The 15,345-nt window shown below is 52.7% G+C and carries 12 protein-coding genes; 9 read left to right on the forward strand and 3 right to left on the reverse strand.

Annotation, left to right across the window (positions count from 1 at the left end):
• From BN2591_RS01890 to rpoC, 9 genes are all read left to right on the forward strand, one after another.
• Nucleotides 1-386, forward strand: a 386-nt coding sequence (locus BN2591_RS01890; RefSeq protein WP_143468230.1) for an EF-Tu C-terminal domain-related protein, incomplete at its 5' end; no start/stop codon positions are given.
• 228 nt (nucleotides 387-614) lie between these two features.
• On the forward strand, nucleotides 615-998 hold the full coding sequence (gene secE, locus BN2591_RS01900) for a preprotein translocase subunit SecE (RefSeq protein ID WP_003033128.1): 384 nt from the start codon (nucleotides 615-617) through the stop codon (nucleotides 996-998).
• Nucleotide 999: 1 nt separating this feature from the next.
• Complete coding sequence (gene nusG / locus BN2591_RS01905; RefSeq protein WP_006816549.1) at nucleotides 1,000-1,545, forward strand: transcription termination/antitermination protein NusG; 546 nt, start codon at nucleotides 1,000-1,002, stop codon at nucleotides 1,543-1,545.
• A 141-nt stretch (nucleotides 1,546-1,686) separates the two neighbouring features.
• Nucleotides 1,687-2,115 carry a 50S ribosomal protein L11 gene (gene rplK / locus BN2591_RS01910; RefSeq protein WP_002438627.1) on the forward strand — a complete coding sequence of 143 codons (429 nt, stop codon included), beginning with the start codon at nucleotides 1,687-1,689 and terminating at the stop codon, nucleotides 2,113-2,115.
• Nucleotides 2,116-2,118: 3 nt separating this feature from the next.
• Entirely contained in the window at nucleotides 2,119-2,823 is a 705-nt protein-coding gene (gene rplA / locus BN2591_RS01915; RefSeq protein WP_086868564.1) for a 50S ribosomal protein L1, read from the forward strand.
• A gap of 300 nt (nucleotides 2,824-3,123) precedes the next feature.
• On the forward strand, nucleotides 3,124-3,621 hold the full coding sequence (gene rplJ / locus BN2591_RS01925) for a 50S ribosomal protein L10 (protein ID WP_038865708.1): 498 nt from the start codon (nucleotides 3,124-3,126) through the stop codon (nucleotides 3,619-3,621).
• A gap of 66 nt (nucleotides 3,622-3,687) precedes the next feature.
• Nucleotides 3,688-4,056, forward strand: coding sequence for a 50S ribosomal protein L7/L12 (rplL, locus tag BN2591_RS01930; RefSeq protein ID WP_014882064.1), 369 nt, complete (start codon nucleotides 3,688-3,690; stop codon nucleotides 4,054-4,056).
• 324 nt (nucleotides 4,057-4,380) lie between these two features.
• Nucleotides 4,381-8,409, forward strand: a complete 4,029-nt coding sequence (rpoB, locus tag BN2591_RS01935) for a DNA-directed RNA polymerase subunit beta (RefSeq protein ID WP_086868566.1) — start codon at nucleotides 4,381-4,383, stop codon at nucleotides 8,407-8,409.
• Between the two features lie 76 nt (nucleotides 8,410-8,485).
• A complete protein-coding gene (gene rpoC, locus BN2591_RS01940) occupies nucleotides 8,486-12,709 on the forward strand; it encodes a DNA-directed RNA polymerase subunit beta' (protein WP_086868568.1) in 4,224 nt (1,407 codons plus the stop codon).
• Nucleotides 12,710-12,942: 233 nt separating this feature from the next.
• Here rpoC and BN2591_RS01945 read toward each other — a convergent pair whose 3' ends face one another.
• The 3 genes from BN2591_RS01945 to BN2591_RS01955 form a co-directional block, all read right to left on the reverse strand.
• A complete protein-coding gene (locus tag BN2591_RS01945; protein WP_017460024.1) occupies nucleotides 12,943-13,260 on the reverse strand; it encodes a PTS lactose/cellobiose transporter subunit IIA in 318 nt (105 codons plus the stop codon).
• Nucleotides 13,261-13,264: 4 nt separating this feature from the next.
• A complete protein-coding gene (locus BN2591_RS01950) occupies nucleotides 13,265-13,570 on the reverse strand; it encodes a PTS sugar transporter subunit IIB (RefSeq protein ID WP_017460023.1) in 306 nt (101 codons plus the stop codon).
• Between the two features lie 145 nt (nucleotides 13,571-13,715).
• Nucleotides 13,716-15,245: a sensor domain-containing diguanylate cyclase gene (locus BN2591_RS01955; RefSeq protein ID WP_086868570.1), complete on the reverse strand. Its 1,530-nt coding sequence runs from the start codon at nucleotides 15,243-15,245 to the stop codon at nucleotides 13,716-13,718.
• Nucleotides 15,246-15,345 lie beyond the last annotated feature (100 nt).

The following is a 15,345-nucleotide window of genomic DNA, read 5'->3' on the forward strand; positions in this document are numbered from 1 at the left end:
ACGAAGGCCGTGCTGGTGAGAACGTAGGTGTTCTGCTGCGTGGTATCAAACGTGAAGAAATCGAACGTGGTCAGGTACTGGCTAAGCCGGGTTCCATCAAGCCGCACACCAAATTCGAATCTGAAGTGTACATTCTGTCCAAAGATGAAGGCGGCCGTCATACTCCGTTCTTCAAAGGCTACCGTCCGCAGTTCTACTTCCGTACAACCGACGTGACTGGCACCATCGAACTGCCGGAAGGCGTAGAGATGGTAATGCCGGGCGACAACATCAAAATGGTTGTTACCCTGATTCACCCGATTGCGATGGACGATGGTCTGCGTTTCGCAATCCGTGAAGGCGGCCGTACCGTTGGCGCGGGCGTTGTAGCAAAAGTTCTCAGCTAATCGCTGATAACATTTGACGCAATGCGCAAGAAGAGGGCATCATTTGATGCCCTTTTTGTACGCTTTCGAACCAGAACCTGGCTCATCAGTGATTTTATTTGTCATAATCATTGCTGAGACAGGCTCTGAAGAGGGCGTTAGTCCGAATCTCGCCAGAGCATTTCGGTTTGGTTGCCTCGCTTATGCGGGGCAAAAATGTTTGTCTGAATTCTTGTGACAGGTTGGTTTATGAGTGCGAATACCGAAGCTCAAGGGAGCGGGCGCGGCCTGGAAGCGATGAAGTGGGTTGTTGTTGCAGTACTGCTGCTCGTGGCTATCGTTGGCAACTATCTTTATCGTGACATGATGCTGCCGCTCCGCGCGCTGGCAGTTGTTATTCTGATTGCTGCAGCAGGTGGTGTCGCGCTGTTGACGACGAAGGGTAAAGCGACCGTCGCTTTTGCCCGTGAAGCGAGAACCGAAGTACGTAAAGTGATTTGGCCCACTCGTCAGGAAACATTGCACACCACATTGATCGTGGCTGCCGTAACTGCAGTCATGTCACTGATCCTGTGGGGACTGGATGGTATTCTGGTCCGCCTGGTTTCCTTTATCACTGGCCTGAGGTTCTGAGATGTCTGAAGCTCCTAAAAAGCGCTGGTACGTCGTTCAGGCGTTTTCCGGTTTTGAAGGCCGCGTAGCCACTTCGCTGCGCGAGCATATCAAATTACACAATATGGAAGAGTTGTTTGGCGAAGTCATGGTGCCGACCGAAGAAGTGGTCGAAATCCGTGGCGGTCAGCGTCGCAAAAGCGAACGCAAATTCTTCCCGGGCTACGTCCTTGTCCAGATGGTGATGAATGACGCCAGCTGGCACCTGGTACGCAGCGTTCCGCGCGTAATGGGCTTCATCGGCGGCACGTCCGATCGTCCGGCGCCGATTAGCGATAAAGAAGTGGATGCGATCATGAACCGTCTGCAACAGGTTGGTGATAAGCCGCGTCCGAAAACGCTGTTTGAACCGGGTGAAATGGTCCGCGTTAGCGACGGCCCGTTCGCCGACTTTAACGGTGTGGTTGAAGAGGTGGACTACGAGAAGTCTCGCCTGAAAGTGTCCGTTTCTATCTTTGGTCGTGCGACCCCGGTAGAGCTGGATTTCAGCCAGGTCGAAAAAGCCTAAATATTCGGCGATCAAACGTTGCACAGGGCGCGAAATTGACATACAATTTCGCGCCTTTTGTTTTTATGGGTCTCGAATCCTTAAAACGTATTCAAACACGGGGAGCCTTTCGGGGCGCTATACCCAAACGAGGAAATTTCAATGGCTAAGAAAGTCCAGGCCTACGTCAAGCTGCAGGTTGCAGCTGGCATGGCAAACCCGAGCCCACCGGTTGGTCCGGCTCTGGGTCAGCAGGGTGTTAACATCATGGAATTCTGCAAAGCGTTTAACGCCAAAACTGATTCCATCGAAAAAGGTCTGCCAATTCCGGTTGTTATTACCGTTTACGCTGACCGCTCCTTCACTTTCGTTACCAAAACGCCTCCGGCAGCAGTTCTGCTGAAGAAAGCGGCTGGTATCAAGTCTGGTTCCGGCAAGCCGAACAAAGACAAAGTGGGCAAAGTAACCCGCGCTCAGGTGCAGGAAATTGCTCAGACTAAAGCCGCGGACATGACCGGTGCCGACATTGAAGCGATGACTCGCTCAATCGAAGGTACTGCGCGTTCCATGGGCCTGGTAGTGGAGGATTAAGAAATGGCTAAACTGACCAAGCGCATGCGCGTGATCCGTGACAAAGTTGATGCGACCAAACAGTACGACATCAACGAAGCCATTGCTCTGCTGAAAGAGCTGGCCACTGCTAAATTCGTAGAAAGCGTAGACGTTGCCGTTAACCTCGGTATCGACGCACGTAAATCTGACCAGAACGTACGTGGTGCAACTGTACTGCCGCACGGTACTGGCCGTTCTGTTCGCGTAGCCGTATTTACCCAGGGCCCGAACGCTGAAGCTGCTAAAGCAGCTGGCGCTGAGCTGGTAGGTATGGAAGATCTGGCTGAGCAGATCAAAAAAGGCGAAATGAACTTCGACGTAGTTATTGCTTCTCCGGATGCAATGCGCGTTGTTGGCCAGCTGGGCCAGGTTCTGGGTCCGCGTGGCCTGATGCCAAACCCGAAAGTTGGTACCGTAACGCCGAACGTTGCTGAAGCGGTTAAAAACGCTAAAGCGGGTCAGATTCGTTACCGTAACGACAAAAACGGCATCATCCATACCACCATCGGTAAAGTGGATTTTGACGCTGACAAATTGAAAGAAAACCTGGAATCTCTGCTGGTAGCGCTGAAAAAAGCAAAACCGTCTCAGGCGAAAGGCGTGTACATCAAGAAAATTAGCATCTCCACCACCATGGGTGCGGGTGTTGCGGTAGACCAGGCTGGTCTGAACGCAGTAGCGAACTAATATTCGCCTTTACGTGGGTGGTGGATTTGTCTACAATCTTACCCCCACGTTTTGCTAGCGTAAGTTAGCAAACAAACAGATTTGTTCGTTGGAGCCTGGCCTAATCCAGGCCTCCGTCGAAGACCGCAGGTGTTTCGTAAGAAGCTTAATTCCCTGCGTAGACGGTGACAGAACCTAAAGATTATTTTTAAAGTACTCTTTGGCTTGTTTCTGCTCACCGTATTAAGACGCTCTTTTCATTGAGAAGAGTGAAGTGAGTTCCAGGGCATGAGCCCTGGCAAACATCCAGGAGCAAAGCTAATGGCTTTAAATCTTCAAGACAAACAAGCGATTGTTGCTGAAGTCAGCGAAGTAGCCAAAGGCGCGCTGTCTGCGGTTGTTGCGGATTCCCGTGGCGTTACCGTAGATAAAATGACCGAACTGCGTAAAGCAGGTCGCGAAGCTGGCGTTTACATGCGTGTTGTTCGTAACACCCTGCTGCGCCGTGCTGTTGAAGGTACTGCTTTTGAGTGCCTGAAAGACGCGTTCGTTGGTCCGACCCTGATTGCATACTCTATGGAACACCCGGGCGCTGCTGCTCGTCTGTTCAAAGAGTTCGCGAAAGCGAATGCAAAATTTGAGGTCAAAGCCGCTGCCTTTGAAGGTGAGTTGATCCCGGCGTCCCAGATCGATCGCCTGGCAACCCTGCCGACCTACGAAGAAGCAATTGCACGCCTGATGGCAACCATGAAAGAAGCCTCTGCTGGCAAACTGGTTCGTACTCTGGCTGCTGTACGCGATGCGAAAGAAGCTGCTTAATCGCAGTTTTCTTTATAAAGCATTTGCTTACGTATAAACTTATTCTGATATTCAGGAACAATTTAAATGTCTATCACTAAAGATCAAATCATTGAAGCAGTTGCCGCTATGTCCGTAATGGACGTTGTAGAACTGATCTCTGCAATGGAAGAAAAATTCGGTGTTTCTGCTGCTGCTGCTGTAGCTGTTGCTGCTGGCCCGGCTGCTGATGCTGCTGAAGAAAAAACTGAGTTCGACGTAATTCTGAAAGCCGCTGGCGCTAACAAAGTTGCTGTTATCAAAGCAGTACGTGGCGCAACTGGCCTGGGTCTGAAAGAAGCTAAAGACCTGGTAGAATCTGCTCCGGCCGCTCTGAAAGAAGGCGTGAGCAAAGATGACGCTGAAGCTCTGAAAAAATCTCTGGAAGAAGCTGGCGCTGAAGTTGAAGTTAAATAAGCCAACCCTTCCGGTTGCAGCCTGAGAAATTAGGCTGATGGCTGGTGACTTTTTGGTCACCAGCCTTTTTGCGCTGTAGAAGGTACCGGTAGCGTTTCACACTGTTTGACTGCCAGTAGCCTTTACAATGCTTGTTTCTATCGACGACTTAATATACTGCGACAGAAAATTCTTTCTGTGTAAATCGCAATGAAATGATTTAAGCGTGATAGCAACAAGCATTGCGGAAAGTGCTCCACTTTCCGGTCTAAAAAAATAGTGTTGCATAAACTGTCCCTTTCGACGGACAGAGTGGGTCGACTTGTCAGCGAGCTGAGGAACCCTATGGTTTACTCCTATACCGAGAAAAAACGTATTCGTAAGGATTTTGGTAAACGTCCACAAGTACTGGATGTCCCATATCTCCTTTCTATCCAGCTTGACTCGTTCCAGAAGTTTATCGAGCAAGATCCTGAAGGGCAGTACGGTCTGGAAGCGGCTTTCCGCTCCGTGTTCCCGATTAAGAGCTACAGCGGCAATTCGGAACTGCAATACGTCAGCTACCGTCTTGGCGAACCTGTTTTTGATGTTAAAGAATGTCAGATCCGTGGCGTAACGTATTCCGCACCGCTGCGCGTAAAACTGCGTCTGGTGATCTACGAGCGCGAAGCGCCGGAAGGCACCGTTAAAGACATTAAAGAACAAGAAGTCTACATGGGCGAAATTCCGCTCATGACTGACAACGGTACCTTTGTTATCAACGGTACTGAGCGTGTTATCGTTTCTCAGCTGCACCGTAGTCCTGGCGTCTTCTTCGACAGCGATAAGGGTAAAACCCACTCATCTGGTAAGGTGCTTTATAACGCACGTATTATTCCTTACCGTGGGTCATGGCTGGACTTCGAGTTCGACCCGAAAGATAACCTCTTCGTGCGTATCGACCGCCGCCGCAAACTGCCGGCGACCATTATTCTGCGCGCGCTGAACTACACCACTGAGCAGATTCTTGATCTGTTCTTTGAAAAAGTTGTCTTTGAAATCCGCGACAACAAGTTGCAGATGGAACTGGTGCCGGAACGTCTGCGTGGCGAAACTGCATCCTTCGATATCGAAGCAAACGGCAAAATGTATGTTGAAAAAGGCCGCCGTATTACCGCGCGCCATATTCGTCAGCTGGAAAAAGACGAAATTCAACACATTGAAGTACCGGTTGAGTACATCGCAGGCAAAGTTGCGGCTAAAGACTACGTTGACGAATCCACTGGCGAGCTGATCTGCCCGGCAAACATGGAGTTGTCGCTCGATCTGCTGGCGAAGCTGAGCCAGTCTGGTCACAAACGTATCGAAACCCTGTTCACCAACGATCTGGATCACGGTCCGTACATCTCTGAGACTGTACGTGTCGACCCGACTAACGATCGTCTGAGCGCGCTGGTAGAAATCTACCGCATGATGCGCCCTGGTGAGCCGCCGACTCGCGAAGCTGCGGAAAGCCTGTTCGAGAACCTGTTCTTCTCCGAAGACCGCTACGATCTTTCTGCGGTTGGCCGTATGAAGTTCAACCGTTCTCTGCTGCGCGACAGCATCGAAGGTTCCGGTATCCTGAGCAAAGAAGACATCATCGAAGTGATGAAAAAGCTCATCGGTATCCGTAACGGTATCGGTGAAGTGGATGATATCGACCACCTCGGCAACCGTCGTATCCGTTCCGTCGGCGAGATGGCGGAAAACCAATTCCGCGTTGGCCTGGTTCGTGTAGAACGTGCGGTGAAAGAGCGTCTGTCTCTGGGCGATCTGGATACCCTGATGCCGCAGGACATGATCAACGCGAAGCCTATCTCTGCAGCCGTTAAAGAGTTCTTCGGTTCCAGCCAGCTGTCACAGTTTATGGACCAGAACAACCCGCTGTCCGAGATTACGCACAAACGTCGTATCTCTGCACTCGGCCCAGGCGGTCTGACCCGTGAGCGTGCGGGCTTTGAAGTTCGAGACGTACACCCGACCCACTACGGTCGCGTATGTCCGATCGAAACGCCTGAAGGTCCGAACATCGGTCTGATCAACTCCTTGTCCGTGTACGCACAGACTAACGAATACGGCTTCCTCGAAACGCCGTACCGTAAAGTGACCGACGGCGTGGTGACTGACGAGATCCATTACCTTTCTGCTATCGAAGAAGGTAACTACGTTATCGCTCAGGCGAACACCAACCTGACGGAAGAAGGTCGTTTCGTAGACGATCTGGTGACCTGCCGCAGCAAAGGCGAATCCAGCCTCTTCAGTGCAGACCAGGTTGACTATATGGACGTTTCCACCCAACAGGTGGTTTCTGTCGGTGCGTCCCTGATCCCGTTCCTGGAACACGATGACGCCAACCGTGCATTGATGGGTGCGAACATGCAACGTCAGGCGGTTCCGACTCTGCGCGCTGACAAGCCGCTGGTTGGTACCGGTATGGAACGTGCTGTTGCCGTTGACTCCGGTGTAACCGCGGTTGCTAAACGTGGCGGTACTGTTCAGTACGTGGATGCCTCTCGTATCGTTATCAAAGTTAACGAAGATGAGATGTACCCGGGCGAAGCAGGTATCGACATCTATAACCTGACCAAATACACCCGTTCTAACCAGAACACCTGTATCAACCAGATGCCGTGTGTTTATCTGGGTGAGCCAATTGAGCGCGGCGACGTGCTGGCAGACGGCCCGTCCACTGACCTCGGTGAACTGGCGCTCGGTCAGAACATGCGCGTAGCGTTCATGCCGTGGAACGGTTACAACTTCGAAGACTCCATCCTCGTCTCCGAGCGTGTGGTTCAGGAAGATCGTTTCACCACTATTCACATCCAGGAACTGGCGTGCGTGTCTCGTGACACCAAGCTGGGGCCAGAAGAGATCACCGCCGACATCCCGAACGTGGGTGAAGCTGCGCTCTCCAAACTGGATGAATCCGGTATCGTTTACATCGGTGCGGAAGTGACCGGCGGCGACATTCTGGTTGGTAAGGTAACGCCGAAAGGTGAAACCCAGCTGACGCCAGAAGAGAAACTGCTGCGCGCGATCTTCGGTGAGAAAGCGTCTGACGTTAAAGACTCTTCTCTGCGCGTACCGAACGGTGTTTCCGGTACCGTTATCGACGTTCAGGTCTTTACGCGCGATGGCGTGGAAAAAGACAAACGTGCGCTGGAAATCGAAGAAATGCAGCTCAAACAGGCGAAGAAAGACCTGTCTGAAGAACTGCAGATCCTCGAAGCTGGCCTGTTTAGCCGTATCCACACCGTGCTGGTTTCCGGCGGCGTTGAAGCTGAGAAGCTCGACAAACTGCCGCGTGACCGCTGGCTGGAACTCGGCCTGACCGACGAAGCGAAACAAAATCAGCTGGAACAGCTGGCTGAGCAGTATGACGAACTGAAACACGAGTTCGAGAAAAAACTCGAAGCGAAACGCCGCAAAATCACTCAGGGCGATGATCTGGCACCGGGCGTGCTGAAAATCGTTAAGGTTTATCTGGCTGTTAAACGTCAGATCCAGCCTGGTGATAAAATGGCAGGTCGTCACGGTAACAAGGGTGTTATCTCTAAGATCAACCCGATCGAAGATATGCCATACGATGAAAACGGCACGCCGGTTGATATCGTACTGAACCCGCTGGGCGTACCGTCGCGTATGAACATCGGTCAGATCCTTGAAACCCACCTGGGTATGGCTGCGAAAGGTATCGGCGATAAGATCAACGCCATGCTGAAACAGCAGCAAGAAGTCGCGAAACTGCGCGAATTCATCCAGCGTGCATACGATCTGGGCGCTGACGTTCGTCAGAAAGTCGACCTGAGCACCTTCAGCGATGATGAGGTTCTGCGTCTGGCGGAAAACCTGCGTAAAGGTATGCCGATCGCAACGCCGGTATTCGACGGTGCGAAAGAGTCTGAAATCAAGGAACTGTTACAGCTGGGTGGCCTGCCGACTTCCGGTCAGATCACACTGTTCGACGGTCGTACCGGTGAGCAATTCGAGCGCCAGGTTACCGTTGGCTACATGTACATGCTGAAACTGAACCACCTGGTTGATGACAAGATGCATGCGCGTTCTACCGGTTCTTACAGCCTGGTTACTCAGCAGCCGCTGGGTGGTAAGGCGCAGTTCGGTGGTCAGCGCTTCGGGGAGATGGAAGTGTGGGCGCTGGAAGCATACGGCGCGGCATACACCCTGCAGGAAATGCTCACCGTTAAGTCTGATGACGTGAACGGTCGTACCAAGATGTATAAAAACATCGTGGACGGCAACCATCAGATGGAACCGGGTATGCCTGAGTCCTTCAACGTACTGTTGAAAGAGATTCGTTCGCTGGGTATCAACATCGAGCTGGAAGACGAGTAACTCTCGCTCAAACAGGTCACTGGTGTCGGGGTAAAACCCGGCGCCAGATTGTGCTAACTCCGACGGGAGCAAATCCGTGAAAGACTTATTAAAGTTTCTGAAAGCGCAAACTAAAACCGAAGAGTTTGATGCGATCAAAATTGCTCTGGCCTCGCCAGACATGATCCGTTCATGGTCTTTTGGTGAAGTTAAGAAGCCGGAAACCATCAACTACCGTACGTTCAAACCTGAGCGTGACGGCCTTTTCTGTGCGCGTATTTTCGGGCCAGTAAAAGATTACGAGTGCCTGTGCGGTAAGTACAAGCGCCTGAAACACCGTGGTGTGATCTGTGAGAAGTGCGGCGTTGAAGTGACCCAGACTAAAGTGCGTCGTGAGCGCATGGGCCACATCGAGCTGGCGTCTCCGACCGCCCACATTTGGTTCCTGAAATCTCTGCCGTCCCGTATCGGCCTGCTGCTGGATATGCCGCTGCGCGATATCGAACGTGTTCTGTACTTCGAATCCTATGTGGTTATCGAAGGCGGTATGACCAATCTGGAACGTAACCAGATCCTGACCGAAGAACAGTACCTGGACGCGCTGGAAGAGTTCGGTGACGAATTCGACGCGAAAATGGGCGCCGAAGCTATTCAGGCCCTGCTGAAAAGCATGGATCTGGAGCAAGAGTGCGAACAGCTGCGCGAAGAGCTGAACGAAACCAACTCCGAAACCAAACGTAAGAAACTGACCAAGCGTATCAAACTGCTGGAAGCGTTCGTACAGTCTGGTAACAAACCGGAGTGGATGATCCTGACCGTTCTGCCAGTGCTGCCGCCGGACCTGCGTCCGCTGGTTCCGCTGGATGGTGGTCGTTTCGCAACGTCGGATCTGAACGATCTGTATCGTCGCGTGATCAACCGTAACAACCGTCTGAAACGCCTGCTGGATCTGGCGGCGCCGGACATTATCGTACGCAACGAAAAACGTATGCTGCAGGAAGCGGTTGACGCCCTGCTGGATAACGGCCGTCGCGGTCGTGCGATCACCGGTTCCAACAAACGTCCGCTGAAATCTTTGGCCGATATGATCAAAGGTAAACAGGGTCGTTTCCGTCAGAACCTGCTCGGTAAACGTGTTGACTACTCCGGTCGTTCTGTGATCACCGTAGGTCCATACCTGCGTCTGCATCAGTGCGGTCTGCCGAAGAAAATGGCACTGGAGCTGTTCAAACCGTTCATCTACGGCAAGCTGGAACTGCGTGGCCTCGCCACCACCATCAAAGCCGCGAAGAAAATGGTTGAGCGCGAAGAAGCTGTTGTTTGGGATATCCTGGACGAAGTGATCCGCGAACACCCGGTACTGCTGAACCGTGCACCAACACTGCACCGTCTGGGTATCCAGGCGTTTGAACCGGTACTGATCGAAGGTAAAGCTATCCAGCTGCACCCGCTGGTTTGTGCGGCATACAACGCCGACTTCGATGGTGACCAGATGGCTGTTCACGTACCGCTGACGCTGGAAGCCCAGCTGGAAGCGCGTGCGCTGATGATGTCCACCAACAACATTCTGTCTCCGGCGAACGGCGAACCTATCATCGTTCCGTCTCAGGACGTTGTACTGGGTCTGTACTACATGACCCGTGACTGTGTTAACGCCAAAGGCGAAGGCATGGTGCTGACTGGCCCGAAAGAAGCTGAGCGTATTTACCGCGCTGGCCTGGCCTCTCTGCATGCGCGCGTTAAAGTGCGTATCACCGAGTACGAAAAAGACGCTAACGGCGAATTCGTAGCGAAAACCAGCCTGAAAGACACGACCGTTGGCCGTGCGATTCTGTGGATGATCGTTCCTAAAGGTCTGCCTTTCTCCATCGTCAACCAGGCGCTGGGCAAGAAAGCTATCTCCAAAATGCTTAACACCTGTTACCGCATTCTGGGCCTGAAACCGACCGTTATTTTTGCTGACCAGACGATGTACACCGGCTTTGCTTATGCAGCGCGTTCAGGTGCATCCGTTGGTATCGATGACATGGTCATCCCGGCGAAAAAACACGAGATCATCTCTGAGGCAGAAGCCGAAGTTGCTGAGATCCAGGAGCAGTTCCAGTCTGGTCTGGTGACCGCTGGCGAACGCTATAACAAAGTTATCGATATTTGGGCCGCGGCGAACGATCGCGTATCCAAAGCGATGATGGATAACCTGCAAACCGAAACCGTTATTAACCGTGACGGCGTTGAAGAGCAGCAGGTTTCCTTTAACAGCATCTACATGATGGCTGACTCCGGTGCGCGTGGTTCTGCAGCCCAGATTCGTCAGCTTGCTGGTATGCGTGGTCTGATGGCGAAGCCGGATGGCTCCATCATCGAAACGCCGATCACCGCGAACTTCCGTGAAGGCCTGAACGTACTCCAGTACTTCATCTCCACGCACGGTGCGCGTAAAGGTCTGGCGGATACCGCACTGAAAACCGCGAACTCCGGTTACCTGACCCGTCGTCTGGTTGACGTAGCGCAGGATCTGGTCGTAACCGAAGACGATTGTGGCACGCTGGAAGGCATCACCATGACGCCGGTTATCGAAGGTGGTGATGTTAAAGAGCCGCTGCGCGATCGCGTTCTGGGTCGTGTAACTGCAGAAGACATTCTGAAGCCGGGTACCGCAGATATTCTGGTTCCGCGCAACACGCTGCTGCACGAACAGTGGTGTGACCTGCTGGAAGCGAACTCTGTTGACTCCGTGAAAGTGCGTTCCGTTGTATCGTGTGACACCGACTTTGGTGTGTGCGCCCACTGCTATGGCCGTGACCTGGCGCGTGGTCACATCATCAACAAAGGTGAAGCCATCGGCGTTATCGCGGCACAGTCCATCGGTGAGCCGGGTACACAGCTGACGATGCGTACGTTCCACATCGGTGGTGCGGCATCTCGTGCGGCTGCTGAATCCAGCATCCAGGTGAAAAACAAAGGTAGCATCCGCCTGAGCAACGCGAAGACGGTTGTGAACTCCAGCGGCAAACTGGTTATCACCTCCCGTAACACTGAGCTGAAACTGATCGACGAATTCGGTCGTACCAAAGAAAGCTATAAAGTGCCTTACGGTGCGGTCATGGCGAAAGGTGATGGCGAGCAGGTTGCTGGCGGTGAAACCGTTGCAAACTGGGATCCACATACCATGCCGGTTATCACTGAAGTGGCTGGTTTCATCCGCTTCACCGATATGATCGATGGTCAGACGATTACGCGTCAGACCGACGAACTGACCGGTCTCTCTTCGCTGGTGGTTCTGGACTCCGCAGAGCGTACCTCTGGCGGTAAAGACCTGCGTCCGGCACTGAAAATCGTTGACGCCAATGGCAACGACGTACTGATCCCAGGCACCGATATGCCTGCCCAGTACTTCCTGCCGGGTAAAGCGATTGTTCAGCTGGAAGATGGCGTACAGATCAGCTCCGGTGACACCCTGGCGCGTATTCCGCAGGAATCCGGCGGTACCAAGGATATTACCGGTGGTCTGCCGCGCGTTGCGGATCTGTTCGAAGCACGTCGTCCGAAAGAACCGGCAATCCTGGCGGAAATCAGCGGTATCATCTCCTTCGGTAAAGAGACCAAAGGTAAACGTCGTCTGGTGATCACACCGGTTGACGGTAGCGAACCGTACGAAGAGATGATTCCGAAATGGCGTCAGCTCAACGTGTTTGAAGGTGAACGTGTAGAACGTGGTGACGTGGTTTCCGACGGTCCGGAAGCGCCGCACGACATTCTGCGTCTTCGTGGCGTACACGCGGTAACGCGTTATATCACCAACGAAGTACAGGACGTTTACCGTCTGCAGGGCGTTAAGATCAACGATAAGCACATCGAAGTTATCGTTCGTCAGATGCTGCGTAAAGCCACCATCGTTAACGCAGGAAGCTCCGACTTCCTGGAAGGTGAGCAGGTTGAATACTCTCGCGTTAAGATCGCTAACCGCGAACTCGAAGCGAACGGCAAAATCGGTGCAACCTATGCACGCGATCTGCTGGGTATCACCAAAGCGTCTCTGGCAACCGAGTCCTTCATCTCCGCGGCATCGTTCCAGGAGACCACTCGTGTGCTTACCGAAGCAGCCGTTGCGGGCAAACGCGACGAACTGCGCGGTCTGAAAGAGAACGTTATCGTGGGTCGTCTGATCCCGGCTGGTACCGGTTATGCGTACCATCAGGATCGTATGCGCCGTCGTGCCGCTGGTGAACTGCCGGCAGCACCGCAGGTGACTGCGGAAGACGCGTCCGCGAGCCTGGCAGAACTGCTGAACGCAGGTCTGGGTGGTTCCGACAACGAGTAATCGTTTCGCGTATTAAAAAACCCGCTTCGGCGGGTTTTTTTTCGCCTGAAATCCGCGCGTTAAGACCGTTCTCGCGCTGCAGGTCGCGTTGTATATGCAACGGGAGTAGCATTCCCCCGCACCAATCCGAATTGCCATGTTGTGCATTTACGTAGGGAAAATACGCCACGGCTTTTGGCTGCGCGAAAAAAAGCCCGCCAGAGCGGGCATCGTAGTCGTATTAAAGCGATGCGTTAATCACGCGGTGGGATGCGGCGGTAAAGCTCGATCATGTCGGTTGCCAGATCCTGAATCACCATCGCGTTCATCAGGTGATCCTGTGAATGAACGGTGATCAAATTCACCGGCAGCTTACCGGTGCCTTCATCGAGCCCGATAAGCTGAGTTTGAATTTTATGCGCGGCTTTAACGAATTCGCGCGACTCTTCCATCGCTTTTTCTGCTTCCGCAAAGTCGCCTTTACGCGCCATCTGTAACGCGGTTAATGCCTGGCTACGCGCCGCGCCCGCGTTAACCAACAACTCCATAATGATGGTTTCTAAATCTTCCACGCCTTCACTCCAGTAGCTTAAGGGCTTTTTCCAGAACGACATCGCCTTTCATCATGCCGTAATCCATCATGTCGATAACCGCCACTTTCTTGCCCAGCGGATCCGCCTGCGCCTGCAATTTTGCCTGCTCGTATTTCACCTGTGGCCCCAGCAACACGATATCCGCTGTTGCAATTTCATCTTTAAATTCCGCAACAGGAACCGCTTTGATAGTGACCTCGACGCCTTTTTTCTGCGCCGCGTCTTTCATGCGTTGCACCAACATGCTGGTGGACATACCCGCTGCACAGCATAAAACGATGTTTTTCATAGTCAGCCTCGGTGTTGATGGGATAGGTGATAATTATCCCGCGCTGTTGGGTTCAACAACCGCTTTACCGCGATTGTGTGTAGGGCATCACAAAGAATCCCTGCATAACATGAAACCGGTTGCAACCTTGCGAAGCGCCGCCTGGTTACGGGTGATTCACCAGTAGAATCCGGTTTTTACCTTGCTGCTTCGCTTTATACAGCGCTTCATCCACACGGCCGACCAACTGGTTCAGCGGTTCCATGTGCCACTCGCCCAAACCAGCGCTAAAGGTGACCGACAGCTCTTTTTCGCGCCAGGTACGGTTCTCCACTTTCACACGCCACTGCTCCAGTAGCGCCAGCGAATTATCGATATGCGCATGCGGGAAAATCACCGCGAACTCTTCGCCACCGTAGCGATAGAGCGAAATCCCCTGCGGCTGCAGGATCTGAATACCTTCGCGCGCCACGTTGCGCAGCACGATATCGCCATTCAAATGGCCCCAGGTATCGTTAATCGATTTGAAATTATCGATATCCACCAACGCCAGCGCGAACGGCTGATGATCGTTCATCAGCGCGGTAATATCGGCATCAAAGGCGCGGCGATTCTTACAATTGGTCAGCGCATCCATGGTCGCCTGTCGTACCCATGTTTGCTCGCGCTTTTTACTGCTTTCAATGGCGTTACTCAGCATCGCTTCGAGCCGTGGAGCGCGGGTTACATCACCGGTTTTTATCGCATCAATGATGTTGATCAGCACCGTGCGCGCGCTGTGGCGTAAATAGAGACCAAACAGAATGATAAACACTGCCGCCGTGGTTAACCCCCAGCCGACAAGCTGCATCTGATGGCGAACACGTTTATCAAGTGTGCTGGCGGACACTTTATAGATGACAAACCATTCCGGGTTGGTGAAGGCGTAGTAGTAATACCAGCAGGCATTTTTTTCATCGTAAAGCGCACTTTCAGCACTGGTCATCGCCGCGAGTATTGCTGGGCTGATAAGTGTCTTGTATAGCGCGCCAGTGTCCGGATGCAGCATCGCTTTGCCTTCGCCATCGATAACGAAGAATTCGCCAGGCATCGGTGGTTGCATGGTGCGCAGGGTGTAACCCATTGAGGCCAGATCAAGGTGAAAAGCCAGCGTTCCTTTTAATTTACCGTCTGGCGCTATCACCGGTTTATAGATGCTCACTGTCGGGTTATGGGTAAAAAAATCCATATAGGTGTGGGTATAGTGGTTAAACATGCTGGCTTCCGCCTGGTGCATAAACCACGGGCGTGTACTGGCGTTGAAACGCTCACCGCTACCCATCACCTGTGGCGCACGCAGATAAGTGCCGCGCGAGTCGGCGAGAGAAATCGACGATACCGAGGGCATTAGCGCCAGCAACTGCATCAGTAATTTCAGCCCCTTGTCCCGATCGCCGTTCACGGTGGCGTCTAACTGATCGTCATGGGCGAAGAATGCGGCGGCGCGATTGAGAACATAGTCGTTTTCGCGCAGGATCGACTGGGTGTAATTCACCGCCAGGTTATGCGCGAAGTTACGATTCACATCGTGGTACTCCTCCAGCGTCTCTTTGCGCATACCGACGATAATCATTATCGCGATGATCACAAAACTGAGGAGGATCCCGGCCAGGCTCACCAGAATTGGTCTTGTAAAGGATAGTTGTTTGATATGCATTTTCTTGTCCTTGAACATGCAAAAGAGGAACTGTTAACAGTATAGGGGCTGCGTAAGAGATAGCGTACCTGAAGTGAGTAAGGCGGAGCGGAAGAGAGGA

The sequence above is a fragment of the Kosakonia pseudosacchari genome (assembly GCF_900184035.1).
GTDB lineage: Bacteria > Pseudomonadota > Gammaproteobacteria > Enterobacterales > Enterobacteriaceae > Kosakonia > Kosakonia pseudosacchari.